Annotated in this window: 30 protein-coding genes and 1 tRNA gene; 11 read left to right on the forward strand and 20 right to left on the reverse strand. The window is 56.0% G+C overall.

The window, feature by feature from the left end; all coding sequences use genetic code 11:
- Nucleotides 1–274: 274 nt before the first annotated feature.
- Both yghB and metC read right to left on the reverse strand, forming a co-directional pair.
- Nucleotides 275–934 (reverse strand): DedA family general envelope maintenance protein YghB, encoded by a 660-nt coding sequence (gene yghB, locus ACSPHG_RS03575; protein WP_435952167.1) that lies wholly within the window; start codon nucleotides 932–934, stop codon nucleotides 275–277.
- Nucleotides 935–1,112: 178 nt separating this feature from the next.
- Entirely contained in the window at nucleotides 1,113–2,300 is a 1,188-nt protein-coding gene (gene metC, locus ACSPHG_RS03580; protein ID WP_435952168.1) for a cystathionine beta-lyase, read from the reverse strand.
- 258 nt (nucleotides 2,301–2,558) lie between these two features.
- On the opposite strand from metC, the gene exbB reads away from it, so the two are divergent.
- Together exbB and exbD are read left to right on the forward strand one after the other, a co-directional pair.
- Nucleotides 2,559–3,290, forward strand: a complete 732-nt coding sequence (exbB, locus tag ACSPHG_RS03585) for a tol-pal system-associated acyl-CoA thioesterase (protein WP_435952169.1) — start codon at nucleotides 2,559–2,561, stop codon at nucleotides 3,288–3,290.
- Between the two features lie 6 nt (nucleotides 3,291–3,296).
- Nucleotides 3,297–3,722 (forward strand): TonB system transport protein ExbD, encoded by a 426-nt coding sequence (gene exbD / locus ACSPHG_RS03590; RefSeq protein ID WP_435952170.1) that lies wholly within the window; start codon nucleotides 3,297–3,299, stop codon nucleotides 3,720–3,722.
- Nucleotides 3,723–3,803: 81 nt separating this feature from the next.
- Here the strand turns inward: exbD and ACSPHG_RS03595 are convergent, their stop codons facing one another.
- Nucleotides 3,804–4,700, reverse strand: a complete 897-nt coding sequence (locus ACSPHG_RS03595) for an SDR family oxidoreductase (RefSeq protein ID WP_435952171.1) — start codon at nucleotides 4,698–4,700, stop codon at nucleotides 3,804–3,806.
- Nucleotides 4,701–4,965: 265 nt separating this feature from the next.
- Here ACSPHG_RS03595 and ACSPHG_RS03600 point away from each other — a divergent pair, with 265 nt between their 5' ends.
- The gene (locus ACSPHG_RS03600; protein WP_435952172.1) at nucleotides 4,966–6,417 is read left to right on the forward strand and encodes a methyl-accepting chemotaxis protein; all 1,452 of its coding nucleotides are present in this window, start codon (nucleotides 4,966–4,968) and stop codon (nucleotides 6,415–6,417) included.
- A 57-nt stretch (nucleotides 6,418–6,474) separates the two neighbouring features.
- Here the strand turns inward: ACSPHG_RS03600 and ACSPHG_RS03605 are convergent, their stop codons facing one another.
- On the reverse strand, nucleotides 6,475–6,822 hold the full coding sequence (locus ACSPHG_RS03605; RefSeq protein WP_435952173.1) for a cytoplasmic protein: 348 nt from the start codon (nucleotides 6,820–6,822) through the stop codon (nucleotides 6,475–6,477).
- A gap of 43 nt (nucleotides 6,823–6,865) precedes the next feature.
- Nucleotides 6,866–7,294: a hypothetical protein gene (locus ACSPHG_RS03610; protein ID WP_435952174.1), complete on the reverse strand. Its 429-nt coding sequence runs from the start codon at nucleotides 7,292–7,294 to the stop codon at nucleotides 6,866–6,868.
- 76 nt (nucleotides 7,295–7,370) lie between these two features.
- On the opposite strand from ACSPHG_RS03610, the gene ACSPHG_RS03615 reads away from it, so the two are divergent.
- From ACSPHG_RS03615 to ACSPHG_RS03625, 3 genes are all read left to right on the forward strand, one after another.
- Nucleotides 7,371–7,874 (forward strand): ESA_00282 family adhesion-associated protein, encoded by a 504-nt coding sequence (locus ACSPHG_RS03615; RefSeq protein WP_435952175.1) that lies wholly within the window; start codon nucleotides 7,371–7,373, stop codon nucleotides 7,872–7,874.
- A gap of 278 nt (nucleotides 7,875–8,152) precedes the next feature.
- Nucleotides 8,153–8,632 (forward strand): C40 family peptidase, encoded by a 480-nt coding sequence (locus ACSPHG_RS03620; protein WP_435952176.1) that lies wholly within the window; start codon nucleotides 8,153–8,155, stop codon nucleotides 8,630–8,632.
- Between the two features lie 74 nt (nucleotides 8,633–8,706).
- The gene (locus ACSPHG_RS03625; RefSeq protein WP_435952177.1) at nucleotides 8,707–9,204 is read left to right on the forward strand and encodes a TIGR00645 family protein; all 498 of its coding nucleotides are present in this window, start codon (nucleotides 8,707–8,709) and stop codon (nucleotides 9,202–9,204) included.
- Nucleotides 9,205–9,266: 62 nt separating this feature from the next.
- On the opposite strand, the gene ACSPHG_RS03630 is transcribed toward ACSPHG_RS03625, so the two are convergent.
- Together ACSPHG_RS03630 and ACSPHG_RS03635 are read right to left on the reverse strand one after the other, a co-directional pair.
- Nucleotides 9,267–10,625: an HdeD family acid-resistance protein gene (locus tag ACSPHG_RS03630; RefSeq protein WP_435952178.1), complete on the reverse strand. Its 1,359-nt coding sequence runs from the start codon at nucleotides 10,623–10,625 to the stop codon at nucleotides 9,267–9,269.
- A gap of 168 nt (nucleotides 10,626–10,793) precedes the next feature.
- A tRNA-Phe gene (locus ACSPHG_RS03635) sits at nucleotides 10,794–10,869 on the reverse strand.
- 256 nt (nucleotides 10,870–11,125) lie between these two features.
- Here ACSPHG_RS03635 and ACSPHG_RS03640 point away from each other — a divergent pair.
- Nucleotides 11,126–13,261, forward strand: coding sequence for an ornithine decarboxylase (locus ACSPHG_RS03640; protein ID WP_435952179.1), 2,136 nt, complete (start codon nucleotides 11,126–11,128; stop codon nucleotides 13,259–13,261).
- Between the two features lie 92 nt (nucleotides 13,262–13,353).
- Here ACSPHG_RS03640 and mltC read toward each other — a convergent pair whose 3' ends face one another.
- From mltC to mutY, 3 genes are read right to left on the reverse strand one after another with little or no spacing between them, the layout of a single operon-like run.
- Complete coding sequence (mltC, locus tag ACSPHG_RS03645) at nucleotides 13,354–14,430, reverse strand: membrane-bound lytic murein transglycosylase MltC (protein WP_435952180.1); 1,077 nt, start codon at nucleotides 14,428–14,430, stop codon at nucleotides 13,354–13,356.
- Between the two features lie 59 nt (nucleotides 14,431–14,489).
- Nucleotides 14,490–14,762: an oxidative damage protection protein gene (locus ACSPHG_RS03650; protein WP_121263791.1), complete on the reverse strand. Its 273-nt coding sequence runs from the start codon at nucleotides 14,760–14,762 to the stop codon at nucleotides 14,490–14,492.
- 2 nt (nucleotides 14,763–14,764) lie between these two features.
- Nucleotides 14,765–15,847, reverse strand: a complete 1,083-nt coding sequence (gene mutY, locus ACSPHG_RS03655) for an A/G-specific adenine glycosylase (protein ID WP_435955931.1) — start codon at nucleotides 15,845–15,847, stop codon at nucleotides 14,765–14,767.
- Between the two features lie 158 nt (nucleotides 15,848–16,005).
- Between mutY and trmB the strand changes: the two genes are divergently transcribed.
- Genes trmB through ACSPHG_RS03670 form a run of 3 tightly spaced genes read left to right on the forward strand, consistent with a single transcriptional unit; the run spans nucleotide 16,006 to nucleotide 17,819 of the window.
- A complete protein-coding gene (gene trmB / locus ACSPHG_RS03660) occupies nucleotides 16,006–16,725 on the forward strand; it encodes a tRNA (guanosine(46)-N7)-methyltransferase TrmB (protein WP_435952181.1) in 720 nt (239 codons plus the stop codon).
- On the forward strand, nucleotides 16,725–17,051 hold the full coding sequence (locus tag ACSPHG_RS03665) for a YggL family protein (RefSeq protein WP_435952182.1): 327 nt from the start codon (nucleotides 16,725–16,727) through the stop codon (nucleotides 17,049–17,051). The genes trmB and ACSPHG_RS03665 overlap by 1 nt, the downstream gene beginning before the upstream one ends.
- A gap of 51 nt (nucleotides 17,052–17,102) precedes the next feature.
- On the forward strand, nucleotides 17,103–17,819 hold the full coding sequence (locus tag ACSPHG_RS03670) for a YggN family protein (RefSeq protein ID WP_435952183.1): 717 nt from the start codon (nucleotides 17,103–17,105) through the stop codon (nucleotides 17,817–17,819).
- A gap of 148 nt (nucleotides 17,820–17,967) precedes the next feature.
- Here ACSPHG_RS03670 and hemW read toward each other — a convergent pair whose 3' ends face one another.
- The 5 genes from hemW to ACSPHG_RS03695 are packed head-to-tail and all read right to left on the reverse strand — an operon-like array spanning nucleotide 17,968 to nucleotide 21,287.
- Complete coding sequence (gene hemW / locus ACSPHG_RS03675; RefSeq protein WP_435952184.1) at nucleotides 17,968–19,104, reverse strand: radical SAM family heme chaperone HemW; 1,137 nt, start codon at nucleotides 19,102–19,104, stop codon at nucleotides 17,968–17,970.
- Nucleotides 19,097–19,690 carry an XTP/dITP diphosphatase gene (locus ACSPHG_RS03680; protein ID WP_435952185.1) on the reverse strand — a complete coding sequence of 198 codons (594 nt, stop codon included), beginning with the start codon at nucleotides 19,688–19,690 and terminating at the stop codon, nucleotides 19,097–19,099. The genes hemW and ACSPHG_RS03680 overlap by 8 nt, the downstream gene beginning before the upstream one ends.
- 16 nt (nucleotides 19,691–19,706) lie before the next feature.
- Nucleotides 19,707–19,997 carry a DUF167 family protein YggU gene (yggU, locus tag ACSPHG_RS03685; RefSeq protein WP_435952186.1) on the reverse strand — a complete coding sequence of 97 codons (291 nt, stop codon included), beginning with the start codon at nucleotides 19,995–19,997 and terminating at the stop codon, nucleotides 19,707–19,709.
- Nucleotides 19,994–20,560, reverse strand: a complete 567-nt coding sequence (locus ACSPHG_RS03690) for a YggT family protein (protein WP_435952187.1) — start codon at nucleotides 20,558–20,560, stop codon at nucleotides 19,994–19,996. Before ACSPHG_RS03690 ends, yggU begins: the two co-directional genes overlap by 4 nt.
- A gap of 22 nt (nucleotides 20,561–20,582) precedes the next feature.
- A complete protein-coding gene (locus ACSPHG_RS03695; RefSeq protein ID WP_435955932.1) occupies nucleotides 20,583–21,287 on the reverse strand; it encodes a YggS family pyridoxal phosphate-dependent enzyme in 705 nt (234 codons plus the stop codon).
- A 15-nt stretch (nucleotides 21,288–21,302) separates the two neighbouring features.
- Between ACSPHG_RS03695 and ACSPHG_RS03700 the strand changes: the two genes are divergently transcribed.
- Complete coding sequence (locus ACSPHG_RS03700; protein WP_435952188.1) at nucleotides 21,303–22,334, forward strand: type IV pilus twitching motility protein PilT; 1,032 nt, start codon at nucleotides 21,303–21,305, stop codon at nucleotides 22,332–22,334.
- Between the two features lie 74 nt (nucleotides 22,335–22,408).
- Here the strand turns inward: ACSPHG_RS03700 and ruvX are convergent, their stop codons facing one another.
- From ruvX to endA, 5 genes are all read right to left on the reverse strand, one after another.
- Nucleotides 22,409–22,828: a Holliday junction resolvase RuvX gene (gene ruvX / locus ACSPHG_RS03705; RefSeq protein ID WP_435952189.1), complete on the reverse strand. Its 420-nt coding sequence runs from the start codon at nucleotides 22,826–22,828 to the stop codon at nucleotides 22,409–22,411.
- Entirely contained in the window at nucleotides 22,828–23,391 is a 564-nt protein-coding gene (locus tag ACSPHG_RS03710; RefSeq protein ID WP_435952190.1) for a YqgE/AlgH family protein, read from the reverse strand. The genes ruvX and ACSPHG_RS03710 overlap by 1 nt, the downstream gene beginning before the upstream one ends.
- A 102-nt stretch (nucleotides 23,392–23,493) precedes the next feature.
- Nucleotides 23,494–24,441, reverse strand: coding sequence for a glutathione synthase (gene gshB / locus ACSPHG_RS03715; RefSeq protein WP_435952191.1), 948 nt, complete (start codon nucleotides 24,439–24,441; stop codon nucleotides 23,494–23,496).
- A 10-nt stretch (nucleotides 24,442–24,451) separates the two neighbouring features.
- Complete coding sequence (gene rsmE / locus ACSPHG_RS03720) at nucleotides 24,452–25,183, reverse strand: 16S rRNA (uracil(1498)-N(3))-methyltransferase (protein ID WP_435952192.1); 732 nt, start codon at nucleotides 25,181–25,183, stop codon at nucleotides 24,452–24,454.
- 156 nt (nucleotides 25,184–25,339) lie between these two features.
- On the reverse strand, nucleotides 25,340–26,047 hold the full coding sequence (endA, locus tag ACSPHG_RS03725; protein WP_435952193.1) for a deoxyribonuclease I: 708 nt from the start codon (nucleotides 26,045–26,047) through the stop codon (nucleotides 25,340–25,342).
- Nucleotides 26,048–26,058: the final 11 nt, after the last annotated feature.

The following is a 26,058-nucleotide window of genomic DNA, read 5'->3' on the forward strand; positions in this document are numbered from 1 at the left end:
GTTCTTAAAGTGTGAAGCCAACGCCTTGTGCGGCGGGCTTCCGGACCGGGAATTTATAAGCTGTACGGGGCAACAAAGACGACTCATCCTGGATGATAAGATGAATTGTGATAGGCGTTTATATTGCTGATTGAGGTGAGGAAGCGAATTTGTTTCTCAATTTTCCTCAGCGGGAAAAACGATGTGCATTTATCGAGGAAGCAGGGGAGAAAAGCGAAGCGAAATTCGCCGCCGTATTTAATTAACGGCGGCGAGTGATTCATCTAATTAAAGGTCAGGCTATCCTAACTTTTTTTTTGAGCACTACGAACAGCGTGCCGATCAAACCGGCGACCAGCAGCGCAACGGGCAGGATCATCAGGAAGGTCATCACCTGGTCTTCATGACGCTTCACAAACGGGATCATGCTCAGCGCATAGCCAAAGCTTGTCACCACGCCAACCCACAGCAGCCCGCTCATCCAGTTAAAGAACTGGAAACGGCGATTGCTAAGGCCGGAAATGCCCGCCATGGTCGGCAGCAGGGTGCGAACGAAGGCGAGGAAACGTCCGGCAAGCAGCGCCAGCAGGCCGTGCTTATCAAACATATGCGTCGCACGCTGGTGGTACTGGTCGGGAAGCTGATCGAGCCAGCCCTTTACCGTTTTGGTATTCCCCAGCCAGCGGCCCTGCAGATAGCTAAGCCAGCAGCCCAGGCTCGCGGCGGTGGTTAAAATCACCATCGTCGGAATGAAATCCATCACGCCTTTCGCAACCAGCGCGCCCGCCAGCAGCAGCAGGCTGTCGCCCGGCAGGAACGAGGCTGGCAGCAGTCCGTTTTCAAGAAACAGCGTCGCAAACATGACGCCGTAGACAATGCTAATCACATGAGGGTCTGCCAGGGCGGCAAAGTCATGTTGCCAAAGCGCCTGGACGATATTTTGTATTACAGCCATGGAAAATCCTGTGGAACCGCTTTTGTAGGAATGTCCGCAAGTTGATGCAACGAATCGGCACAGACCTTAGTTTGCATACAGTGTAACGCTAAATGGCCCACGACATCTTGATCGCGGGCTCAACTCATCGCGGCGGGAAGCAAAAAAACGTCCTTTCAGGTGTCCAGAATTGGAAATATCAGGCGATACGTTGGAAACCAGCGTCGAGATCGGCGCGAAGATCCTCTACGTTTTCCAGCCCGATATGCACACGAACTAAGGTGCCTGAAAAATCTACCCCGCCTGCCGGGCGGATTGCTGCAAGTTCCTCCGGCTGGTTGGCAAGGATAAGCGATTCATAGCCTCCCCAGGAATAGGCCATGCTGAAATAACGGAAATGATTAAGGTAATGTTGAAGTTGTTCATCATTTAGGCGTTTTTTTAGGACAAATGAGAACAAACCGCTGCTGCCTGTAAAGTCACGTTTCCAGAACTCGTGGCCTTTGCTGCCCGGCAGCGCAGGGTGATTCACCCGTTCGACGAGCGGGTGTTCTGCCAGCCATTCGGCAAGTATCAGGCTGCTTTCCTGATGCTGACGTAAACGCACGCCCAGGGTGCGCAATCCCCGACTGGTCATATAGGCCGTGTCGGCGTCCAGCATCTGGCCCATCAGATAAGAATTTTCGCGTAATTGATCCCAGCAGCGCGCGTTGGAAACGGCGGTACCGACCATCGCATCGGAGTGGCCAATCAGGTATTTGGTGCCCGCCTGAATCGAGATATCGATGCCGAACTCCAGGGCTTTAAACAGAATGCCCGCCGCCCAGGTGTTGTCGATCATAATGATGACGTCGGGCGAGACTGCGCGCACCGCTTTCACCATCGCCGGAATATCATGGACTTCCATGGTGATCGAGCCGGGGGACTCGAGGAAAACGACTTTGGTATTCGGCTTGACGAGACTGGCAATCTCCGCGCCGATTGACGGGTCGAACCAGCGGGTGGTGACGCCGAGCCGGGCGAGGATTTTGGTGCAGAAATCCTGGCTTGGCTCATAGGCCGAGCCGGTCATCAGCACCTCATCGCCGTGCTCCACGAAGGCCAGAATGGCGTTTGCCACGGCGGCAGCACCGCAGGGGTAGAGCGCACAGCCCGCGCCGCCTTCCAGCTCGCACATGGCTTCCTGCAATGAGAAATGGGTCAGCGTGCCGCGACGTCCGTAAAACAGTTCACCCTTGGCGCGGTTGGCGGTAGCCTGCCTTTTGGCTTCAACGGTTTCAAAAACCAGCGATGAGGCGCGTTGAATAACGGTATTGACCGAGCCTTGGGTGAATTTCTTATCGCGCCCGGCGTTCACCAGCGCCGTTTCAATGTGCTTCGCTGCCATCGTTTTGCTTCCCCGTTTAACCATCTGGATGTCTAAACATAACTTATCATGGTTTGTCGGGGTTGCCTCATGGCGATTCTTCAGGTTGGCAAAAAAAGCTGAAAATTCGGCGGTCGCCCGCTTTTACTGCGTAAACGCAAGGAACCATTAGACAATTTTAGGCACTATGCAAATACTAATGAGAACTACTATCAATTCGATGTCGTTTTGATATTATTGCGCTCAGATTTTGTATCAATTTCGCGGTGGAGAGTAAGAGTGACGAATAATTTGATGCAGACGGACCTTTCCGTCTGGGGCATGTATCAGCATGCTGACATCGTGGTAAAGATTGTGATGATCGGCCTGATTCTGGCCTCTGTCGTCACCTGGGCGATCTTCTTTAGCAAGAGCGTTGAGCTGTTATCCCAGAAGCGTCGCCTCAAGCGCGAACAGCAGCAGCTGGCGCAAGCCCGCTCTCTGGACGAAGCCAGCGAAATGGCCTCGGCCTTCGGCGCAAAGAGCCTCAGCACGGTGTTAATTAACGAAGCTCAGAACGAACTTGAACTCTCCGCAGGTAGCGAAGACAACGAAGGAATTAAAGAGCGTACCGGGTTCCGCCTTGAGCGCCGCGTCGCGGCCATCGGTCGTCACATGGGGCGCGGTAATGGCTTCCTGGCAACCATCGGTGCGATTTCCCCGTTCGTCGGCCTGTTCGGTACGGTGTGGGGCATCATGAACAGCTTCATCGGTATTGCCCAGACGCAAACCACTAACCTCGCGGTGGTGGCACCGGGTATCGCAGAAGCCCTGCTGGCGACGGCAATCGGCCTGGTTGCGGCAATTCCGGCGGTGGTTATCTACAACATCTTCGCCCGTATGATCGGCGGCCATAAAGCTTCACTGGGTGACGTGGCGGCTCAGGTTTTACTGCTGCAAAGCCGTGATTTGGATTTGGAAGCAAGCTCGGCGCGTCCGGTTCGTACGGCTCAGAAACTGCGTGTAGGTTGATTCCCCATGGCGATGCGTCTTAACGAAAATCTCGACGATAATGGTGAAATGCACGAAATCAACGTCACGCCGTTTATCGACGTCATGCTGGTTCTGCTGATCATCTTTATGGTGGCCGCGCCGCTGGCAACCGTAGACGTGAAGGTCAACCTTCCAGCGTCTTCAAGTCAGCCGCAGCCGCGCCCGGAAAAACCTGTTTATCTCTCCGTCAAAGCCGACAACACCATGTTTGTGGGTAACGACCCGGTGACGAAAGAGAGCATGATCAACGTGATTACCGCCGCTACCGAAGGCAAGAAAGACACCACGATTTTCTTCCGCGCGGACAAAACGGTGGATTACGAAACGCTGATGAACGTGATGGACACCCTGCACCAGGCGGGCTATCTGAAGATTGGTCTGGTTGGTGAAGAAGTCGCGAAGGCGAAATAGTTTTATCAGATGAATGTCGGGCGGCGCGATGCTCACCCGACCGACTCAATAAATGGCGTGGTAATTACCACGCCATTTTTTTTACGCTAAATGTTCCCCGCCGCACACGCCGTGCACTTCGGCAGTCACGTAGCTCGACTCCTGGCTCGCCAGGTAGACGTAAACCGGCGCAAGTTCCGCAGGCTGCCCGGCGCGCTTCATCGGCGTCTGCTGGCCAAACTGTGGGATTTTATCCTGCGTCTGCCCGCCGGAGATTTGCAGCGCGGTCCAGATTGGGCCTGGGGCGACTACGTTCACACGGATCCCTTTCTCTGCCACCTGCTTAGCGAGGCCACGGCTGTAGTTCAGAATGGCGGCCTTGGTTGAGGCATAGTCCAGCAGATGCGGGCTAGGCTGATAGGCCTGAATGGATGAAGTTGTCACAATGCTCGCGCCTGGCTTCAGGTGCGGAAGCGCCTCCTGAGTGATCCAGAACAGCGCAAACACGTTAACCGCGTAAGTCTTCTGAAACTGTTCGCTGGTCAGCTCGGCAATCTCTTCTACCGCCGTTTGCTTACCCGCGACCAGCGCAAGAATGTCCAACCCGCCAAGCTCTTTAATGGCCTGCTGCACCAGCGAGCGGGCAAACTTTTCATCGCTCAGATCGCCCGGGATAAGCACGGCCTTGCGGCCCGCCTCTTCGATAAGCACTTTGACCTGTTCGGCGTCTTCCTGCTCGGCTGGAAGATAGTTGATAACCACGTCGGCACCTTCACGTGCATAGGCAATAGCGGCCGCACGTCCAATACCCGAGTCACCGCCGGTGACCAGCGCTTTACGGCCCTCAAGCCTCCCGCTTCCGACATAGCTGCTTTCGCCACAGTCCGGCACCGGGTCCATCTTCGCCTGTACGCCGGGTGCCGGTTGCTTCTGCTTCGGATATTCGCCGGTGTAATACTGGTTACGCGGATCCTGCATTTTTGACTGGTGATTTGCCATTAGTCGTTCTCCTTTTTGTTTGCACATCCATAAAGCCTAGTTATGAATGACGAGATGTCGAACCGTTCCAGTTAATTCCTAATGCGCAAACCCGCTGCAATAGAGACACAGTACGCTGACTTAATTCAAATTAAGGTTACAGACCGCAGAGATTAAATGCCGGGACGGAAAAATTTCACTCGCTAACAATAAAGCATCTACGCTTTTTCATGGGGCGATAATAAAGCCGCGAAAATACCGGTTAACAATAATCGTGGAAAACGTAATGGCAACGATGACTCTATTTAACACAGCATATAAACAGCCAGCTGCAGTATCATTACGGCGTATTTATCAACATGCCGATCTGTTAATGTTCGGCCTGGTTTGGGGGCTATTTTTCATCGCGCTGGGTGTGGGATGGGCGTATGACTCGCTGTCTGTTGCGATTGTGGCAGGCGGGGCGCTCGCGGTAATCTCCAGCATTATCAAGCTATTATTTCCCGGTCAGCTTGTCACCCGTTTATTTTACGCTTTTACTTTATTAGGTTTTGCGGCGCTGTTAATACAGCTTGCGCAAGGCGAGACGGAATTTCACTTTTCGGTTTTTGTTTTATTATCCGCTCTGCTGGCCTACCGCGACTACCGCCCGGTATTAATGGGAGCGGTTACCGCAGCAATACATCATATATTATTTAATTACCTGCAGGAAAACGATCTCTTTGGCATCGTTTGTTTTATGCATGTGGGTTTTCATATGGTGGTTTTTCACGCCATTTTTGTCGTCGCCCAGAGCGCCATTCTTATTTATATGGCGGTTAATATGGCAAACGACGCGCGCTCGGCGAGCGAAGTGGCGCAGCTGGCGGCACAAATCAACCGCGAACCCGGCAGCTTGACGCTCACCAGAAGCGAACGCGCAAGCCATTCACCCTTCGCGCAAACCTTTAGCACGACGCTCACCACGATGCGCGAAACGTTGGGTAAAGTCAGCGTGGGCGTAGCGGGCGTGCTTAATGCTTCCGAAAGTATCATCGAGCGCAATGCCGCGCTGTCGAAACGGACGGACGAGCAGGCCGCCGCGCTCGCCGTTGCCGCCAGCGCCATGGAGCAGCTGACCTGCGCCGCAGTGCTCACCTGTGAGAAATCTCATGAAGCCAAGCAGCTGGCAACCCGAGCGAGCGAAGTCGCCACGCGCGGCGGAGCCAGCATCAACGAGGCCACGCAGACCATGGAGCAAATCCGCGATGAGTCCCAGCGCATCAGCAACATTCTTGAGCTTATCGACGGGATCGCTTTCCAGACGAATATTCTTTCGCTGAATGCGTCCGTGGAGGCGGCGCGGGCCGGAACGCACGGCAAAGGGTTCGCGGTCGTTGCCTCGGAGGTACGTACTCTGGCGATGCGTTGTGAAAACGCCGCGAAGGACATTCGCCAGCTGATCTCGGTTTCCGTCGAATGCACGCGCAACGGTTCCCAGCAGGTTGAGCACGCCGGGGAAACGATGAAAGAGGTTATCGCCTCTATCAGCACGCTGTCACAGCTGGTGGAGGAGCTTTCGGTGATGAGCGGCCAGCAGAGCGCCAGTATCACGCAGATGAATGAAAGCGTCGCCAGCATCGACGATAGCGTTCATGAAAACGTGGAGCACGTTGCCCAAACGGTGCAGGCGGCACGACAGCAGCAGCGGCAGGCGGATGAGCTACAGCAGGCTATTTCGGTTTTCCGCCTGGCCTGAGCAACGCTGCCAGGGTAGACGGGCAGGGGGAGCGACGCCCTTTTACCCCGGCACCCGCTACAAATTCGGGGTTTTATAAATGCCCTCGGCTAGCGCGCGCGTAAGGGATAATGTTTGCGCTTCACGTTCGCGGATAGCCTGATAGTTGGCCTCGAGGCGCGATGTTATCAACTGCTTAAGCTGCGGATGGCTGGCGATAATTTCACTTAATACCGCGCCATAGACCTCCTCTTTAAATCTCATCGGATAGATTTCGCGGCGGTTTTTCCACTTAAGCTCGACGAGCGCTGAGGTAATATCCGTTATTTCCTGAGTGTACTGAGCAAGGGTTTTATTCTTTAGAACGACCAGTGCATTAATATTTTGATTTAAGGTAAATTGCAGGTCATCTTCGCTGCTGGCCATTTTGTTTACCTGCGGCTTAATTTTACTTAATTCCGACATGCCCCTACTCCTCAAAAGAATAAAATAGCGGCCAGCTTTTTTCCTGGGTTAACTGGTTTAACCATATGCTCTCTTCTTTTAGAGCGAGCGCTGCCGTCTTGTCTGCTAATAACATGTGTAGATCGCCGGGATTGAGCTTTTCCTGCTCACATAGCTCATTGATAACCGCCACCAACGTTTCGATTTTAACCGCACAGAGCAGGCGATCTTTTATATGCCGGTCAGTTTCTTCCAGTAGCGTGTTTTTAGCCTGTCCGGCATAATGCCTGCCGCTGAGAATAGTTTTTTCAAGCGCCTGGAGTTTATGCTGCTCGGGGCTTTCTGCCTGGCTGAATTGCGGGTTTTCGCCGTGCTCTTTCAAAGCCATAGCCTGAAAGTGTCGCGGCATAAAATTATTGGGCAACATGGATTTATATCCTGTAATATCAATCACCTGCTGAGCGCCTGTTTAGGCGAGATGTCGATAATATAATGCCTCAATTTCAAATTAAAAAAAACAGGAGTTTCTGATGCATAACGTATTTTACTTTATTGTCGCCATTCTGATGCTGTTATGTATCGTGCTGCTATTAATGAAAGAAATGTCCGTGGAGCAGGAGCGAACGTCATCGGCTAAATTAAAAGAGCTTTCTTCTAGTAGCCCGGAAGAGCGTGAAGATTATTTCTCCATGCTGATGGCGAAAATCACGCCGGATTACTTTTGGCGCGTCAGCAGTGAATATATTGATTTCACCCACGCGACCATTAAAAGAATGAGTATTGACCAGCTGACGACTAACCCGGAATTGTTTAACGCCCAGCGCCGCTGTAGCGATTTGAATTCGGCGGTGTACAAATACTATGACAATTTAAAAAAGCGCTGTGCGGAAGGCGAACAGGTGAAGTTTTCCGATATCGAAGTGCTCAACCTGCGCCAGTGTTTTAACGAGCTGAGCCAGGAGGCCTATCCCGCGCTGGTCGGCCTCGTCTGGCCGCAGTACCAGCGCCCGCAGGTGGAGCTTACCAACGTCTAAAAGGCTGTGTGAACGTAAGCAGCTGTATCGTTGAGGTAAAATTTCAAAGTCCAAAACTAGACCCTTTTTTCATTGGTGAAATAATATCCAGTGGTTATTATTTGCGCACTCAACGAAGATTCACTCCCCCCGTAGCGGGTAATCTGGTAAGGATTCGTTATACCTCTGTTAAAAAGTTGCTTATGTCGCCATTTAAAAAATTTAGCCTTAAGAAATGTCTTCCCGCGTTGCTGTTATTTATTCCCGCATTATTTAGCACAAATTCCTTTGCCTTTAATATGCCAAAGGAATTTGCGTCTTTAGGGACACAAACGCTTTCCCAGCCAGACGTTTATACGCAGCGCGCAACGTTTAGCGCGAGCGATAATAAGCAGAGCACGCAGGAAATTAAAAACGCTCTGCTGGCGCAGTATTCCCAGTGGAAAGGCACCCGCTACCACTGGGGCGGCTCGACACATAGCGGCGTCGACTGCTCTGCGCTGATGCAGCATATTTTCAATGACTCGCTGCACAAGCAGCTGCCGCGCACCACTTTTGAACAGATCAAAAACGGCCAGCGCATCGACAGGTCAGAGCTAAAGCCGGGCGACCTGGTGTTCTTCCAGACGCATCCCGGCGTGCGCCACGTCGGGGTTTATCTCGGCAACAGCGAGTTTATGCACGCCTCGAGAAGCCAGGGCGTAACGATCTCATCCCTGGCAAACCGCTACTGGGTGCAACACTATGAAACCGCGCGCCGCCTGACGTTAACCAGCTAAGACGCTAAGCGGCAGGACAGGGGCTGGCCGGATTCGTTATACTAAGCGTCCAATTTTTTCGGATTCAGGACACTATGGAACGTATCTTTGAAAATGCGATGTACGCCGCACGCTGGCTGCTAGCGCCGGTTTATTTCGGTTTATCGCTGGCCCTGCTTGCCTTAACGCTGAAGTTTTTCCAGGAAATCCTTCACGTCATACCGAACATTTTCTCCATCGCCGAAGCGGATCTGATCCTCGTGCTGCTTTCTCTGGTCGATATGGCGCTGGTTGGCGGGCTGCTGGTGATGGTGATGTTTTCCGGCTACGAGAATTTTGTCTCGACGCTGAACATTTCGGAAGGCAAGGAAAAGCTGAGCTGGCTTGGCAAAATGGACGCGGGCTCGCTCAAAAACAAAGTGGCGGCCTCCATCGTTGCCATTTCTTCCATCCACCTGCTGCGCGTGTTTATGGACGCCAAAAACGTGCCGGACAACAAGCTGATGTGGTATGTGATTATCCATCTCACCTTCGTGCTATCCGCTTTCGCGATGGGCTATCTTGATAAGCTTTCGCGGCAGGGCAAGTACTGAATTATTGGGTGGATGGCGTTGCGCTCATCCACCCAACCTAACTTACGTCGTGCGTCCCGCGTTTATTCCTGAATACCTTCACCGCTTTTTCCCTTCTCCCAGGCTACCCGGCGACGGAACATTTTCTTAAGCGCTCGCCCCGTGGTGTTAAACCAGCCGGTAGGGCGCGGGTCGGCGAGCATGCTCAGCGCGCGGGCGTAGTCCAGCACCAGCCCCGGCGTCCAGGCCATGGTTTCGGCGCGTTTACGGATTTGCAACGCGACCCATAGCTCCGGGGTGGACATCAGCTTGCCCATCGCCATCCAGAACCCGCGCGACTGCCAAAGCCTGCCGACCGATCCCTCAAGCGCCGCCTCGAGCGCTTTTGCCACGCTGCTGGAGCAGTTACGATAGGTCAGATTGTAGGATTCGTTTTGGCGATAGCTTTCCCAGAAGGCGTTAAGGCGTGCTTCGCTGTAGTTGCGGATGCGCACTTTGCGGGTTGACGGGCACCAGTTTGCGGCCTCCGTCGCATAATCCGGCTGAAACAGTCCGGCTACGTTGTTTTCCGGCGTGGCTCGCAGAAGGCGGGCAAATTCGTCTGGGGAGCGGTCGATAAGCTCCGCGGGATAAAGGCTGATGTAAATACCGTGCGGGGATTCTAAGGCCGCGTGCCCGGTGGAAATGACCCCGTTGCGGTCGACGGCGGCGATGTAGCGGCTGATCACCGGGCGCGGGATTGTCTCGCCGGGGGCCGAACCGGCGGGCGTCCAGACGTGCACCGTCAGCGCTTCTTCGTCGTCGCCCGGCGGGCCGTCCCATTCCACCACGGCGGGCGGTTCGGCGTCGGTTTCTTCCATAAATATCGTTCCCTGCATTCCCGGATTCGTAGCGGCCCTTTTCACGCGGTTGGCGAGGATAAACATGTTCCACCCCGCGAAGGCCAGGCCAAGCCCGAGGCAGTAGGGCACCGTGCCTGCGTAGTTTGATGGCCAGGGCTGAAAGAAGAAAATCGCCAGCGCGATTTCAACGATTCCCCCCCACAGCGCGGGCCGCCAGCGCCGGTATCGTACCACCACCGCAGAGGCGATTTGCAAAGCGCCGTCGAATAAAAACAGCGCGCCGAAAATCATCGCCAGGATGACGTCGCCGTCGTGGCGTCCGGCCAGAATCAGCAGAGCGGCAAGGGTAAAAGCGCTGCCCTTAACGTAGCGCAGCACGCGCTGCCCGCCCATGCCGCTGTGCGCCACCATCAGCGTGGCGGCACCTTCAAACAACAGCAGGCAGGCGAAAGGTTCGATGGGGAAGAACAGCGAGCCGTCCATCGCGTCGATAAAAATCACAAGGCCGGCAATCAGCGTCACCCAGCCGAAGCGACGCAGCCCGCGCCAGTGTGACCGCAGAAAATCAACGCCGAGCAGGATCATGGTTAACCGCATCATGGAGGAAGCTCCGCAAAAGAGTCTTCAAATATATAGCCCACATGTACGCCGCCTGCGTCTTATCTTGCTCCAGGGGAAAGGGAAGAATGATGGGGAGGAGGGAAGCACTGAGAATTTCTGAACGCCAGAAAGCAAAAAACCAGCCCGTAGGCTGGTTCTTCTAAATAGTGGTGCCCGGACTCGGAATCGAACCAAGGACACGGGGATTTTCAATCCCCTGCTCTACCGACTGAGCTATCCGGGCAACGGGGCGCATTAAACCGTAAAGCCCATTCTTCGTCAACGATTTTGTAGGTTTGTCCCGCGCGTTTGCATGAATAATGTGCGCCGTGTTGCATGTAGGTGGCCGCTCGCGTCTTGAACCCCATGTAAGAAGGTGCCATTATTGCGCGCAATTTCACGTATGCAGCGGGGCGCCTGTTGATGATTGCAGTCACTGTTCACCGACATCTCTCAATGGCGCCCGTTCTCCTTTCCGCAGTCTCCTGAAGACCTTCGCTATGAAATCATTGAAAATCGCCGCCAGCCACGATGTGGTTGCCACGCTTTCCACCCATCGTGAAGTGGTTGCGCTCGATAGCACCGACTTCACCGATGTTGCAGCGGTCGTGCTGTCCGCCGCCGACAGCCGCAGCGGCATTCTGGCGCTGTTGAAGCGCACGGGCTTTAATCTGCCGGTCTTTTTAGCCTCCGCGACACAGCCGGACGACCAGTCTGCTTTTACGGGCGTGATTACCGGCCGCGCGCAGGATTATCTCGAGCTGGAAACGGCGGCGACGGAATATGAAGAAGACCTGCTGCCGCCGTTCTTCGACACGCTGACCAAATACGTGGCGATGGAAAACGCCACTTTTGCCTGCCCTGGACATCAGCACGGCGAGTTTTTTAAAAAGCACCCGGCCGGGCGTCAGTTCTATGATTTCTTCGGTGAGAACGTCTTTCGCGCCGATATGTGCAACGCGGACGTGAAGCTTGGCGACCTGCTGATCCACGAAGGATCGGCGAAGGATGCCCAGAAGTTTGCCGCCAAAGTTTTCCACGCGGATAAAACCTACTTCGTGCTCAACGGCACCTCGGCGGCTAACAAGGTCGTCACCAACGCGCTGCTAACGCGCGGCGATCTCGTGCTCTTCGATCGTAACAACCATAAATCCAACCACCACGGCGCGCTGATCCAGGCCGGTGCTACGCCGGTCTACCTGGAGGCGGCGCGTAATCCGTTCGGCTTTATCGGCGGCATCGACGCGCACTGCTTCGACGACGCTTATCTGCGCGATCTGATCCGCGAGGTCGCGCCGGAACGCGCCGAGAAAGAACGCCCGTTCCGCCTGGCGGTGATCCAGCTTGGCACCTACGACGGCACGATCTACAACGCCCGCCAGGTAGTGGATAAAATCGGCCACCTGTGCGATTACATCCTCTTTGACTCCGCGTGGGTGGGCTACGAGCAGTTTATTCCGATGATGGCGGACTGCTCGCCGCTGCTGCTTGATCTCAACGAAAACGATCCGGGGATCTTTGTCACCCAGTCGGTGCACAAGCAGCAGGCCGGGTTCTCGCAGACTTCGCAGATCCATAAAAAAGATAACCACATTCGCGGCCAGGCGCGTTTTTGCCCGCACAAGCGGCTGAACAACGCTTTTATGCTGCACGCTTCAACCAGCCCGTTTTACCCGCTGTTTGCGGCGCTGGACGTCAACGCCAAAATCCACGAAGGTGAGAGCGGACGCCGCCTGTGGGCGGACTGCGTGGCGCTGGGCATCGAGGCGCGCAAGGCGATCGTCGCCAACTGTAAGATGATCAAACCGTTTATTCCGCCGGTCGTGGCGGGGCGGCCATGGCAGGATCACCCTACGGAAATCATCGCGCAGGAGCGTCGCTTCTTTAGCTTCGAGCCGGGTGAAAAATGGCACGGCTTTGAAGGCTATGAGAAAGACGAATATTTTGTCGATCCCTGCAAGCTGCTGCTGACCACGCCGGGCATCGATGCGCGCACCGGGAAGTACACCGAGTTTGGGATTCCGGCGGCGATTCTGGCGAACTATCTGCGTGAAAACGGCGTGGTGCCGGAAAAGTCGGATCTCAACTCGATCCTCTTCCTGCTGACGCCTGCGGAAAGCGCCGAGAAAATGTCGCAGCTGGTGGCGATGCTTGCGCAGTTTGAGCAGCACATCGAGGACGACACGCCGCTTGCCGACGTCCTGCCGACCATCTATCAGAAATATTCCGTGCGCTATAAGGACTACACGCTGCGCCGGCTCTGCCAGGAAATGCACGATCTGTACGTCAGCTTCGAAGTGAAGGATTTGCAGAAGGCGATGTTCCGCAAGAGCAGCCTGCCTGCGGTGGCGATGAATCCGCAGGACGCCCACAGCGAGTTTATCCGTGGCAACGTGGAGCTGGTGCGTTTAAGCCAGTCCGAGGGGCGCATTGCGGCGGAAGGCGCGCTACCGTACCCGCCGGGCGTGCTTTGCGTGGTGCCGGGTGAAGTCTGGGGAAGCGCCGCGCTGCGCTACTTCCTGGCACTGGAAGAGGGCGTCAACATGCTGCCGGGCTTCTCGCCGGAGTTACAGGGTGTGTACAGCGAAACGGATGCGGACGGGATTAAGCGTTTGTACGGCTATATGGTGAAGTAGTTTTCCACTCCTTACCACGGCCCTCTCCCGGTGGGAGAGGGAGAAAATAGGGTAGGTCGGGTAAGCGCTAGCGCCACCCGACACAAACCCGATTACCGCCGACGATAGCTCTTCTGCGCGGTATTCACTTTATAAAGATAGTGGCGCGATTCCGCAGACGGATGGCGCGTGGTCAGCGTCTGGTAAACGTCGTCCGCGCCCATGCTGTTGATGATGCTGAAGGCGCGCTGTTTGTCGCTGTTGAACACGCGCAGCACGCTGCCCGCGCCGCCGTTGTAAGCGGTGATCACCGCGTAGCGACGCGAGGTTGGGTTATCGATGCCGCTCAGGTAGCTGTCCTGCAGAATGGCAAGATACGCGGTGCCGGTGTCGATATTGCTTTCCGGGTCGAACAGGTAGCTGCGGCTCGGCTTGCCCCATTTCCCCTGCGATTTAAACACATCAACGCCCGCGCTGTGCTGCACAACCTGCATCAGGCCCAGCGCATCCGCGTGGCTTACCGCATACGGGTTGAAGCTCGATTCGGTTTGCATGATCGCAAGGATCAGCGACTCGTCCACGCCGTATTTCTTCGACGCTTTGCGCACCATCCCGATGTACTTATGGGCACGCTTATCAAGGTGGTTCGGCACCAGGTTAATCGTCACGCTATAGACGATCTTAAGCCCCGTTGAGCGGCTTTTCATGCGCGTTTGCAGCAGATAATCGGCGAACTTGGATGCGCGGCCTTCCCAGCGGATCGGCTGCCCGGTGTTGTCCACCACCTGGCCATACAGGAACGGCATCTTCGAGATCAGCACGTCGTTGGCGTCGGAGTAAAGATCGATTGAGCCAGGATCGTCGCCCATCAGCAGGGTGCTGATAATGGCCTGCCGCAGGTGCGCGGCGGGATCGGTGCCAGCGATGGTTTCAACGGTAATGGTACCGTCGTCAAAGTTGATGTGGCTACGGGTCAGATACTGATCGGTATATTTAACGTAGTCCTTTGGACCGGCGATCAGCACTTCCTTCATTCCCCAGATATTCTCGATGTTGTGGGCAAACTGCCCCATCAAAATATCAAACCCGTTCGTATCCTTAATAAAGGCTTCGTTATAGGCGTCGTCTTTTTTGCTCGAACACGAGATGAGCAGCGGGGCAACCAAAGCTAGCGCGAGAAATTTTTTCATCGTTCCGTGTATGTATTTGCGTGTTGTGATTAGCAAAAAGGGCCAGCGGCCCCTTGTTTTTATTTTTCTGGCGGCGTGAAGCCTTCAATGTGGACTTCTTTGCCTTCGAACAGGAAGTTCACCATTTCGGCTTCCAGCTCTTTGCGGTGTTCCGGGTTCATCATGCTCATTTTGCGTTCATTAATCAGCATGGTTTGCTTGGCCTGCCACAGCGCCCAGGCTTCTTTAGAGATCTCGTTATAGATGCGTTTGCCTAGCTCGCCCGGATAGAGCTGGAAGTCCTGGCCTTCGGCCTCGCGCTGCAGGTAGGTACAAAAAATCGTTCTGCTCATGATTATTCCTCTTCAAAAGCTCTGGCAGTGTTAATCACTACCGGGTCTGCATGTAATTGCTGTAACAGGCGCTCAACGGGAGCGGCAAGGCCTACAGACGGTGGCTGCGCTAAGTTATACCAGAGAGCGGTTCCTTCATCCATGCACCCGGTGAATGACGACACGGGAAGCCACATTGGCACAATATCCAGATGGAAATGGCTGAAAGTGTGGCGGAAGGCGGTTAGCTGCGTGAGATTATCGGCGGATATCTGGCGCTGCGCCAGCCAGTCGCGCAGCTCGCTTTCGCTTGTGAACTGCGGAAAACAGTACAGCCCGCCCCACAGGCCAACGGCGGGGCGCTGGGCGAGAAACACTTCGTGGCCCTGCTGCATCATAAGCATGTACCCGGTGCGCTCCGGCAGAGTGACTTTTGGCTTCTTGCCCGGATAGCTTGCCCAGGTGCCGTGAGCGTAGGCCACACAGCCGTTGTTAAGCGGGCAGAGTTCGCATTTTGGCTTTGAGCGCGTGCAGACCATCGCGCCAAGGTCCATCATCGCCTGGTTGAACTGGCTGACGCCAAGGGCGGGAGTGACCTGCTCGCTAATTTCCCACAGCCGTTTTTCCACGTCCTTCTTGCCCGGCCAGCCCGACACGGCGTAGCAGCGGGCCAGCACGCGCTTAACGTTGCCGTCGAGAATAGGAAAGTGTTTGCCGAGCGAAAGGGACAAAATGGCCCCCGCCGTGGAGCGACCGACGCCGGGCAGGGCTTCCACCTCTTCAATGGTTTCCGGAAAGACGCCGCCGTGAACCGTCGCCACTTTTTGCGCGGCCTTATGTAGATTGCGCGCGCGGGCGTAGTAGCCGAGGCCGGTCCACAGGTGCAAAACCTCGTCGAGCGGCGCGTTGGCGAGATCGGTCACCGTTGGGAAACGTGCCATAAAGCGCTCAAAGTAAGGAATAACGGTCGCGACCTGCGTTTGTTGCAACATCACTTCTGAGAGCCATACTTTATAAGGCGTCTTTTCGAGCTGCCAGGGCAGGGTTTTACGCCCAAACTTGTGGTACCAGTCAAGAACCTGGTGGGCGAATTGAGGCGCTTGTATCGTCAACGCGGGGCATCCGGCAATGGGTGAAATCAGGGTGCCGATTCCAGCACAGACCACGGAGGGCTGTAAACCGGAACTTTCTCGGCTTTTCTTGCAACTCACCCTTAACTTTGGATAATGCCCGTTTCCCGAACACTAATACGTAGCCAAAACCCATGAACAATGACGTCATTTCACCGGAATTTAATGAAGAAGGCCGCGCGCTGCGCCGGATTCGTAGCTTTGTCCGCCGTCAGGGCCGTCTGACTAAAGGCCAGGAGCACGCGCTGGAAAACTACTGGCCGGTGATGGGCGTTGAGTTTGAAGCCGCCCCGGCAGATTTTGTCGCCCTGTTTGGCCGCGATGCGCCGGTAACGCTGGAAATCGGTTTTGGCATGGGCTCATCGCTTGTGGCGATGGCGCAGGCTAAGCCTGAGCAGAACTTCCTCGGCATCGAAGTGCACTCGCCTGGCGTCGGTGCCTGCCTGAGCACGGCACATGAAGCGGGCGTCGAAAACCTGCGCGTAATGTGCCACGACGCGGTGGAAGTGCTGGAAAACATGATTCCTGACAATTCTTTAACCATGGTGCAGCTGTTTTTCCCCGACCCATGGCATAAAGCACGTCATAATAAACGCCGTATCGTTCAGGTACCTTTTGCCGAGCTGTTAAAAAGCAAACTGAAACTGGGCGGCGTGTTCCATATGGCGACCGATTGGGAACCTTATGCCGAACACATGCTCGAAGTGATGTCCTCGATCGACGGTTATCAAAACCTGTCAGAGAGTAACGACTACGTACCGCGTCCGGATTCGCGTCCGGTGACCAAATTTGAACAACGTGGCCATCGTCTTGGCCACGGCGTATGGGACTTAATGTTCGAGAGGGTAAAATAATGGCAAAAAATCGTAGCCGTCGTCTGCGTAAGAAAATGCACATCGACGAATTCCAGGAATTGGGGTTCTCAGTTGCATGGCGTTTCCCGGAAGGCACCTCGGAAGAGCAGATCGATAAAACCGTCGACGAGTTTATCAATGAAGTCATCGACAAAAACGGCCTTGCCTTTGACGGCGGCGGCCACCTGGCGTGGGATGGTCTGATCTGCATGCAGGAAATCGGTAAATGCACCGAAGAGCATCAGGCGCTGGTGCGTAAATGGCTTGAAGATCGCAAGCTCGAAGATGTTCGCACAAGCGACCTGTTCGACGTCTGGTGGGATTGATAGTCAGTCACGGGTCGGTTTAACCGGCCCGTTTTTTTATCAGGAGAAGCTATGATTCGTAAGGCTCTGATGGGTGTTCTGCTGCTTACCGCGATGCAGGCACAGGCCGACTATAAATGTAGCGTGACCCCGCGCGACGACGTGGTTATCAACCCGCAGTCCGTTCAGGTGGTAGGCGAGAACGGCAACCTGGTTATCGCGCCGGACGGCAGCCTGCAGTTCAACGGCAAGCCGCACACGCTAAATGCAACCCAGCGTCAGCTGGCAATTGATTACCAGAAAGCGCTGCGCGCCGACCTGCCGTGGATTGACACCGGCGCACGCAACCGCGTGGAAAAAGGCCGCGTTGCGTTGGATAAAATCATCGCCAAGGAAGTGGGTGAAAGCAGCAATATGCGCGGTCGCCTGACCAAGCTCGACGCGCAGCTTAAAGAGCAGATGAACCGCATTATCGAGCGCCGTCCGGATGGGTTAACCTTCCACTATAAAGCGATCGATCAGGTGCGCGCCGACGGCCAGAACCTGGTGAATCAGGCGATGGGCGGCATCCTGCAGGACAGCATCAACGAAATGGGCGCAAAAGCCGTGCTCAAAGGCGGCGGCAACCCGCTGCAGGGCGTGCTGGGCAGCCTCGGCGGCCTGCAAACTTCGATTCAAAACGAGTGGAAAAACCAGGAACAGGATTTCGAACAGTTTGGCCGCGACGTGTGCAGCAAAGTGGTAACGCTGGAAGGTCAGCGTAAAGGGCTGGTTGAAACGTTGAAGTAAGGTTTTGCGCCCGATTGAGCCGATTGTGGTGGATGGCGCTGCGCTTCCTCGAACTACAAATCGCCGTAGGGCGTAGCGCTTTTTCGCCCTATAACTGCTTATTTCGTAGGGCGGATAAGCGATAGCGCCATCCGCCGCCTGTCCCACATCACTCCGCCAAAAACAGCTCCAACAGCGAATTTAAAAACAGCTTGCCGTGCTCGGTGATCTGCCAGTGCTCCGGCGTTTCCACCAGATAATCCTTCGCAATCGCTTCATCCAGCTGCGGGCGAATTACCGCTTCATCAAGCCCCGTATAGAGCGTGAACTCGCGGCGCGGCGCGGCTTCAAGCAGGCGGAAGCGGTTCATAAAGAACTCAAACGGCTTGTCTTCCTGCTCCACGTCGTGCTGGCGTTCGAGATACCTTCCTTCCATATAGCCGCGCGGATGGCGGGTTTTCGCCGTTCGCAGAATGCGCCCGTCCTCAAAGGTGATTTTGCCGTGCGCGCCGCAGCCGATGCCCAAATAGTCGCCGAAGCGCCAGTAGTTCAGGTTATGCTGGCACTGGTAGCCCGGCTTCGCGTAGGCGGAAGTTTCGTACTGCCGATAGCCCGCGGCGGTCAGCAGCCTGTCGCCCTGCTCGAAGATATCCCACAGCGCGTCGTCGTCCGGCAGCTTCGGCGGGCGCGAGCCGAACAGCGTGTTTGGCTCGATGGTCAGCTGATACCACGACAGGTGCGGCGGGTTAAGCTCGATGGCCTGGCGCAGGTCGTCCAGCGCCTCTTCAAGAGACTGGTCCGGCAGGCCGTGCATCAGGTCTAAGTTAAAGCTGCGCAGCCCCAGGCCGCTTGCCAGATTCGCCGCGCGTTTCGCTTCACCGGCGTCGTGAATACGGCCAAGGCGCTTAAGCTTCGGCTCGCTAAAACTCTGCACGCCGATGGAGATGCGGTTCACCCCGGCGCGCTGATAGCCCACGAAGCGGTCGGCTTCGACCGTGCCCGGGTTCGCTTCCATGGTGATTTCCGCATCTGCTGCCAGCGGCAGGCGAGCGCGCACGCCGTCGAGCAGGTTTTGCATCGCCTCGCTTGAGAGCAGGCTTGGCGTACCGCCACCGATAAAGATGGTCTTTATTTCACGTCCTTGTGCCATCGGCGCGTCGTTATCCAGATCGCGCAGCAGGTGGCTGACGTACTCGTCGTGCGGTACGTCACCCTTCAGCGCGTGGGAGTTGAAGTCACAGTAGGGGCACTTCTGCACGCACCACGGGATGTGAATATAGAGACTCAGCGGTGGCAAATTAGCCATTTTTCATTGCTTCCAGTAACAGTTTCAGCGCCTGCCCGCGGTGGGAGATGGCGCGCTTTTCGTCGCGAGTAAGCTCAGCGGCGGTTTTGCCTTCGCTCGGCACGTAGAAGATTGGGTCATAGCCAAAGCCGCCCGCGCCCGCGGCCTCGCGGGTGATTTCGCCGTCCCAGCTGCCGTGGAATACCAGCGGGGTGGGATCTTCGGCGTGGCGCAAGTACACCAGCACGCAGTGGAACTGGGCTTTGCGCTGCTCGTCGGGCACATCTTTAAGTGTAGCAAGCAGCTTTTCGAGGTTCTGCTGGTCGGACGCCTCAAGGCCTGCATAGCGGGCGGAGTAAATTCCCGGCGCGCCGCCGAGCACGTCCACGGCCAGGCCAGAGTCATCGGCGATGGCGGGCAGACCGGTAACCTGGGCCGCGTGGCGAGCTTTTAAAATGGCATTTTCGATAAACGTCAGGCCGGTTTCTTCTGCGGATTCGACGCCAAGTTCGGTTTGCGCCACCACGTCCAGACCGAAGTCGCGCAGTAAATCGGCGAGTTCACGCACTTTACCGGCGTTACCGGTAGCGAGGACAACTTTTTGCATAGTGAATTCCTGTGAATTATTCGAGCAGTGCCGCGACTTCCGTCGGGATTTGTTGCGGGTCGATAATCTTAATCTGCTTATGACGGCCCAGTTCGCCCTTTTCGACCAGCACCTGGCCTTTGGCGACGCGAAAAAGTTTTGCGAGATACTTTACCAGATGGGCGTTAGCTTTGCCGTCTACCGGCGGGGCGGTGATGGCGACTTTTAACTCGTCGCCATGCAGCCCGACAATGCTGTCCCGGCTGGCTTTTGGCTGAATATACAGCCGTAAAACCAGCCCGTCGGAGGTTTGATTTACTGCACTCAAAGCGCCATCCACAGGCTCGGCAGCAGCATATTGCCGGAGAGGGCTAACAGCTCGGCCACGCCGATATTCAGCGCGTACAGGGCGAGGATAACGATCATGCCGGAGAAGTCGATGCCGCCCATCGCAGGCAAAATACGGCGAACCGGCGCCATAAACGGCTCGGTCAGCTGCATCAACACGAACTCAACCGGGCTGCGGCCCTGGCTCACCCAGCTCATCAGCGCGCGGATAATCATCACCCAGAAGAACAGCAGGCCTGCGGTTTTCAGCAACACCAGCAGGGCGGCAATCCAGATGATTGGCGCGAAGCTAATGGCCTGGAACAGCACCATCGCTTTAATCAGGCACAGCACGTAGGCGACGATCAGCGAAGCGGTATCAACTGGCCCCATCGACGGGATAACGCGGCGTAGCGGGCTGATAATTGGCTGCGTCGCTTTCACCACAAACTGCGAAAACGGGTTGTAAAAATCGGTGCGTGCCCACTGCATCCAGATGCGCAGCAGCAGCACCATCACATACAACTCAATGACCGTAGAAACCAGGAAGGTCAACATCTGCATGGCGTTCCTCAAAGTTTAGTGTTTAGCGAGCGGAGTAATCCCGCGCGCCGAAAATAGCGGTTCCAATGCGCACCATGGTGCTGCCAGCGGCAATCGCGGCGTCCATGTCATCGGTCATGCCCAAAGACAACGTATCTACCGTTGGATAACGGCTTTTGAGCGTTTCGAATGCCGCAGCCATCCGGCTGCACACGGCAAACTGACGCTCGTAATCGGGTTCAGGGGCGGGAATAGCCATTAAACCCCGTAACACCAAACCCGGCAGCGCGGCTACGTCCGCCGCAAGCTGTTGAAGCTCGCTTAGCGCGATGCCGGATTTGCTATTTTCATCGCTGATATTTATTTGAATCAGTACGTTAAGCGGGCCAAGCTCGGCTGGGCGCTGCTCGTTTAAACGCGTGGCAATGCGCAGCCTGTCTACCGTATGGCACCAGTCAAAATGCTCGGCCACCAGGCGGCTTTTGTTCGACTGCAGCGGGCCAATAAAGTGCCACTCCAGCCGCTCGCCGCCGTTTTCGGCGAAGTAGCGAATTTTATCCACGCCTTCCTGCACGTAGTTTTCGCCGAAGGCGCGCTGCCCGGCGGCAACCGCTTCTTCGATCGCGCTCGCAGGTTTTGTTTTGCTGACTGCAAGCAAAGTAACTTCTTCGGAAGCACGGCCGCAGCGTTCTGCTGCCGCTGAGATTTTGTGGTGAACCTGTGCCAGATTGTGCGCTATCTCGTTCATACGTTGGAAAGTGATATGGATATCGAAGAAATTGTGGCCCTTAGTGTAAAGCATAACGTCTCCGATCTACACCTGTGCACGGGGCAATCTGCACGCTGGCGCAGGCAAGGGGAGCTGAAACCGTTGCCCGAAGAGGCTCCCGACCCGCAAAGGCTGCTGGCGGACTGGTTAACACGCGAACAGTTTGCGGAGCTTGAAGAGGTGGGCCAGCTGGATTTTGCCGTAACGCTTGGGGAGGGAGTGCGCCTTCGCGCGAATGCTTTTCGCCAGCTCCACGGTTACTCGCTCGCGCTGCGCCTGCTGTCGTCGCACTGTCTGGCGCTGGATGTCTTAGGCATGCCGCCAAAAATCCCCGAGCTGCTGCAAATGCCCGACGGCCTGATTCTGGTCACCGGGGCGACCGGCAGCGGCAAATCCACAACGCTTGCCGCGATGGTGGAATACCTTAATCAGCACCTCGACGGGCATATCGTTACCCTCGAAGACCCGATTGAATTCGTTCACCTCTCGCAGCGCTGCCTCGTTCAGCAAAGGGAATGTGGTACGCACTGCCGTTCTTTTGCGTCAGGACTAAAGGCCACGCTGCGCGAAGACCCTGACGTCATCCTGCTGGGCGAACTGCGTGACGTTGAAACCATACGGCTAGCGCTGACGGCGGCGGAAACGGGCCATCTGGTCCTGGCGACGCTGCACACGCGCGGCGCGGCGCAGGCGGTGGAAAGGCTGGTGGACGTCTTCCCCGCCGAAGAAAAAAACCACATCCGCAGCCAGCTTGCGGGCAGCCTTAAGGCCATACTGGCGCAAAGGCTGATGCCCGCCGCGCAGGGCGGTCGCGTAGCTCTTTACGAACTGCTTATCGCCACCTCGGCGGTGGCAAATCTTATTCGCGAAGGCAAAACGCACCAGCTGCCGGGGCTGCTGCAAACGGGCCAGCAGCATGGTATGCAAAGCTTTGCGCAAAGCGAGGGGATGCTGCGTGCGGAGGGGCGGCTTGCAGAAAGTAGGGAAACCCAGAGTTGTGGTTATGCTAATGGTCACGTGACGTGAGTGAGACGGGGAGAAAAGAGAGTCGCTCAGAGCGAAAGGCGGATAGACGTTGCTATCCGCCACAAAGGTTTCAATCAGGGATTGTATTCAAACCAGCTTTCCAGAATCACCACCGCCGAGGCGGAATCAATGCTGCCTTTGTTAAGCGCGCGAAAGCCGCCGTGCTCAAACAGGCCAGCCCTTGCTTCAACCGTGCTGAGGCGTTCATCCTGCAATGAAACCTTAACGCCGAAGCGGCCGTGCAGGCGGTTGGCGAATTTGCGGGCGCGGGCGGTGAGAGGCTGTTCGGTGCCGTCCATGTTCAGCGGCAGGCCGACGACTACTTCATCCGGCTGCCACTCCTTAAGGATTTTTTCAATGGCGTTCCAGTCCGGCGTGCCGTCCTGAGCTTTCAACGCGGTAAGCGGGCGGGCTGTGCCGGTAATGCGCTGGCCGATGGCTACGCCGATGCTTTTGGTGCCGAAATCAAACGCTAAAAGTGTTCCACTGCTCATTACGCGTGTCCCGCTTCGCCAGGCATATTATGGATATCCACGCCAATAAGCTTCGCGGCTTCGCGCCAGCGTTCGGCAATGGGGGTGTGGAACAGAATGTTGGCGTCCGCCGGGGCGGTCAGCCAGGCGTTTTCGAGGATTTCCTGCTCGAGCTGGCCTTTCTCCCAGGAGGAGTAGCCCAGTGCCACAATGACGTCCTTCGGCTGGCTTGGCGTGCCGATGGTTTCCAGCACGTCGCGGGAGGTCGTAATCACCGTATCGTCTGAAATATGAATGCTCGAGGCAAACGCGTCTGGCGGGGTATGCAGGATGAAGCCGCGGTCTTCTGCCAGCGGGCCACCGATGAATACCGGTTTATCAAGACGAATAGCCGGGTCGCGCGGATCGGGTTCGATCTTCAGCTTTTGTAGCACGCCTTCAACCTGCAGGTTTTCGAGGGGTTTGTTGATGATAATCCCCATTGCGCCATCTTCGTTGTATTCGCAGATATAAACTACGGCACGCTTAAAAAGGGGGTCCTGGAGAGCCGGCATGGCAATAAGAAAGTGATGCTGTAAATTCATTGTCAGAGGTTCTGATCCCGGTTGAAAAAGCGACAGCGCCCAGTATGCGGGGAAAGAGGCAGGCTGTCACTAGCTGGCGGTTTCCCTACCGCCATTCAAAGATTACTTCGCGAGGCGTTTCTCAATGGCGTCAAACAGCATGCCGGTAATCGACACCGGGAACGCGGCTTCGATTTCGCGGATGCAGGTCGGGCTTGTGACGTTAATCTCGGTCAGGCGGTCGCCGATAATGTCGAGGCCGACAAAGATCAGGCCTTTAGCTTTAAGCGTTGGGCCAACGCGACGGGCAATTTCCCAGTCGCTTTCGGTCAGCGGACGCGGTTCGCCACGGCCACCGGCGGCCAGGTTACCACGGGTTTCGCCGCCCTGCGGAATACGCGCCAGGCAGTAAGGAACCGGCTCGCCGTCGACGACCAGCACGCGCTTGTCGCCGTCAACGATGGCTGGCAGGTAGTTCTGCGCCATGCAGTAGCGGTTGCCAAGTTCGGTCAGGGTTTCGGCAATCACGCCGAGGTTTGGATCGCCTTCTTTCACGCGGAAGATCGACGTGCCGCCCATGCCGTCCAGCGGCTTCATGATGATATCGCCGTGCTTCTGCCAGAAAGCCTTAAGCTGCGCCTTGTTGCGCGTCACCAGGGTTTCCGGGGTTAAATCCGCAAACCAGGCGGTGAACAGCTTTTCGTTACAGTCGCGCAGGCTCTGCGGCTTGTTGACGATAAGCGTACCTTGCTCCTCAGCGCGTTCGAGGATATAGGTCGCGTAGATAAATTCGGTGTCAAACGGCGGGTCTTTGCGCATCAGCACTACGTTGAGATCCGCAAGGGCGATGTCCTGCTCGCTGCCGAATTCATACCATTTGTCGTAATTCTGCTCGACGTTAACCACGCGAGTCCGCGCGCGCGCTTCGCCGTTGATCAGGTACAGGTCGGCCATTTCCATATAGTGGAGTTCATAACCGCGGCGCTGCGCTTCGAGCAGCATGGCAAAGCTTGAGTCTTTCTTGATGTTGATGTGTGCGATGGGGTCCATCACGATGCCGAGCTTGATCATTTTTTCTCCTTTAGCCCAGGTCGCCAAAACGCACCTGCAGTGCGGTGATGGCGGTGAGCGCGGTAGTCTCAGTGCGCAGAACGCGTGGTCCTAACAAGATATCAGTAAACTGGTGGTCTGCGGTCATGGCAATTTCATCCGCCGTTAGGCCGCCTTCCGGGCCAATCAGCAGGCGTACGCGTTCGACCGGCTGCGGCAGGGTGTTGATGCTGGCGCTGGCGCGCGGATGCAGATTGAGCTTAAGGCTGTCATCCTGCTCGGCGCACCATGCGTCAAGATCCATCGCCGGGCGGATTTCCGGCACCACGTTGCGGCCACATTGCTCGCAGGCGGCAACGGCAATTTTTTGCCACTGCGCGAGCTTTTTGTTCAGACGTTCGGCATCCAGTTTTACGCCACAGCGCTCGGAAAACAAAGGTGTAATCACGTTCACGCCCAGCTCAACGGCCTTCTGCACCGTAAACTCCATTTTCTCACCGCGCGACATCACCTGGCCCAGATGCAGATGCAAAGGGGATTCCCGGTCATCTGTCTGCGCGGCGAGCACTTTTACCCGCACGCTTTTCTTATCGGCCTGTACGATTTCTGCCTCAAAGACCTGGTTGCTGCCGTCAAACAGCAGCACGGCGTGACCTGCGCCCATACGCAGCACGCGGCCCACGTGGTTGGCGGCATCTTCGCTGAGCGCGACTTCCTGGCCGACGGTAAGTAGTTCAGGGTGATGAATGCGGGGTATACGCATGCGTAAAATATCCGATAGTTAGGCTGTATGCTCGGTCGTAGGGTGGATAAACGAAGTGCCATCCACCGGGATTGTCGGGTGGCGGCCTTGCCTTACCCGACCTACAGAAATCGGCTCGATCATCACAGCTAAATGAGCAATGGACGCTAGTGTAGGTTAGCTGTTTTGTGCCTGGCAAGCCCGCAGCACGTAAGGGTTATGATTGCCCTGGACTTTGGCGATGCGCGCGTCGCGCTCGCATTCCCAGGCGCTGACCGGATACATCTTATTCCAGGCTTCAAATAGCTGCGTCTGCTGGCGTGAAAGGTTGAGCTGATATTGGTCGCGCATATAGAAGTAGGTGCGGGCGATGGCTCCGCGCGCTCGCGCAGGTGGCTCGGCGACCTTTTCCTTGAAGTCTACCTTCATTGCGCACTGCCCGTACTGGCCTTCGCCACCGTTCCACTGGCCGTACATAAAGTTATTTCTGTCGGCATTCACCTCCCCGACGGCAGGCTGGAGGTTGTGCATGTCGCTTTCCATCTGGCGATAGACCGGGTCTTTGGTGCAGTTCTTTCTGCCGCCGTCCTGCCAGCACTGGCGCTGGTGGCCAAATTGCCAGGCCGGGACAACGTGTTCCCATTCGATGCGCGTGGCGCGGTTTTCGTTTTTACGCACCTTGTAGCCGCAGGATTCAAGGTCCGGAATCCCTTTCTTGCCCTGCCAGCTAATTTTACAGCCGCAGTAGAAATCCCCCGGCGCATCGGCGTTCACCTTTACGCCCGCCGTTTTTGCCTGCGAGAAGCTGTTGATACCCGCGCTAAGGGCGGAAAAAGAGGTGAGGGCTGCAACAACTGCAACAGCCAAAGAATATTTGCGAGACATTTCCAGAATCC

This window comes from Dryocola baronae (assembly GCF_051297175.1).
Lineage (GTDB): Bacteria > Pseudomonadota > Gammaproteobacteria > Enterobacterales > Enterobacteriaceae > Dryocola.

What these genes read in the sequence shown, in the direction of transcription:
- ACSPHG_RS03640 (WP_435952179.1), top strand. Translation starts at nt 11,126, where the DNA reads ATGAAATCATTGAAAATCGCCGCCAGCCACGATGTGGTTGCCACGCTT.
- gshB (WP_435952191.1), bottom strand. Translation starts at nt 24,441, where the DNA reads ATGATCAAGCTCGGCATCGTGATGGACCCCATCGCACACATCAACATC.
- ACSPHG_RS03625 (WP_435952177.1), top strand. Translation starts at nt 8,707, where the DNA reads ATGGAACGTATCTTTGAAAATGCGATGTACGCCGCACGCTGGCTGCTA.
- rsmE (WP_435952192.1), bottom strand. Translation starts at nt 25,183, where the DNA reads ATGCGTATACCCCGCATTCATCACCCTGAACTACTTACCGTCGGCCAG.
- ACSPHG_RS03605 (WP_435952173.1), bottom strand. Translation starts at nt 6,822, where the DNA reads ATGGCCAGCAGCGAAGATGACCTGCAATTTACCTTAAATCAAAATATT.
- mltC (WP_435952180.1), bottom strand. Translation starts at nt 14,430, where the DNA reads ATGAAAAAATTTCTCGCGCTAGCTTTGGTTGCCCCGCTGCTCATCTCG.
- ACSPHG_RS03650 (WP_121263791.1), bottom strand. Translation starts at nt 14,762, where the DNA reads ATGAGCAGAACGATTTTTTGTACCTACCTGCAGCGCGAGGCCGAAGGC.
- ACSPHG_RS03710 (WP_435952190.1), bottom strand. Translation starts at nt 23,391, where the DNA reads ATGAATTTACAGCATCACTTTCTTATTGCCATGCCGGCTCTCCAGGAC.
- trmB (WP_435952181.1), top strand. Translation starts at nt 16,006, where the DNA reads ATGAACAATGACGTCATTTCACCGGAATTTAATGAAGAAGGCCGCGCG.
- ACSPHG_RS03670 (WP_435952183.1), top strand. Translation starts at nt 17,103, where the DNA reads ATGATTCGTAAGGCTCTGATGGGTGTTCTGCTGCTTACCGCGATGCAG.
- ACSPHG_RS03690 (WP_435952187.1), bottom strand. Translation starts at nt 20,560, where the DNA reads ATGCAGATGTTGACCTTCCTGGTTTCTACGGTCATTGAGTTGTATGTG.
- ACSPHG_RS03620 (WP_435952176.1), top strand. Translation starts at nt 8,153, where the DNA reads ATGCCAAAGGAATTTGCGTCTTTAGGGACACAAACGCTTTCCCAGCCA.
- ruvX (WP_435952189.1), bottom strand. Translation starts at nt 22,828, where the DNA reads ATGAGCAGTGGAACACTTTTAGCGTTTGATTTCGGCACCAAAAGCATC.
- hemW (WP_435952184.1), bottom strand. Translation starts at nt 19,104, where the DNA reads ATGGCTAATTTGCCACCGCTGAGTCTCTATATTCACATCCCGTGGTGC.
- ACSPHG_RS03595 (WP_435952171.1), bottom strand. Translation starts at nt 4,700, where the DNA reads ATGGCAAATCACCAGTCAAAAATGCAGGATCCGCGTAACCAGTATTAC.
- endA (WP_435952193.1), bottom strand. Translation starts at nt 26,047, where the DNA reads ATGTCTCGCAAATATTCTTTGGCTGTTGCAGTTGTTGCAGCCCTCACC.
- ACSPHG_RS03680 (WP_435952185.1), bottom strand. Translation starts at nt 19,690, where the DNA reads ATGCAAAAAGTTGTCCTCGCTACCGGTAACGCCGGTAAAGTGCGTGAA.
- metC (WP_435952168.1), bottom strand. Translation starts at nt 2,300, where the DNA reads ATGGCAGCGAAGCACATTGAAACGGCGCTGGTGAACGCCGGGCGCGAT.
- ACSPHG_RS03630 (WP_435952178.1), bottom strand. Translation starts at nt 10,625, where the DNA reads ATGATGCGGTTAACCATGATCCTGCTCGGCGTTGATTTTCTGCGGTCA.
- ACSPHG_RS03695 (WP_435955932.1), bottom strand. Translation starts at nt 21,287, where the DNA reads ATGAACGAGATAGCGCACAATCTGGCACAGGTTCACCACAAAATCTCA.
- ACSPHG_RS03615 (WP_435952175.1), top strand. Translation starts at nt 7,371, where the DNA reads ATGCATAACGTATTTTACTTTATTGTCGCCATTCTGATGCTGTTATGT.
- exbD (WP_435952170.1), top strand. Translation starts at nt 3,297, where the DNA reads ATGGCGATGCGTCTTAACGAAAATCTCGACGATAATGGTGAAATGCAC.
- ACSPHG_RS03665 (WP_435952182.1), top strand. Translation starts at nt 16,725, where the DNA reads ATGGCAAAAAATCGTAGCCGTCGTCTGCGTAAGAAAATGCACATCGAC.
- ACSPHG_RS03600 (WP_435952172.1), top strand. Translation starts at nt 4,966, where the DNA reads ATGGCAACGATGACTCTATTTAACACAGCATATAAACAGCCAGCTGCA.
- ACSPHG_RS03700 (WP_435952188.1), top strand. Translation starts at nt 21,303, where the DNA reads ATGGATATCGAAGAAATTGTGGCCCTTAGTGTAAAGCATAACGTCTCC.
- yghB (WP_435952167.1), bottom strand. Translation starts at nt 934, where the DNA reads ATGGCTGTAATACAAAATATCGTCCAGGCGCTTTGGCAACATGACTTT.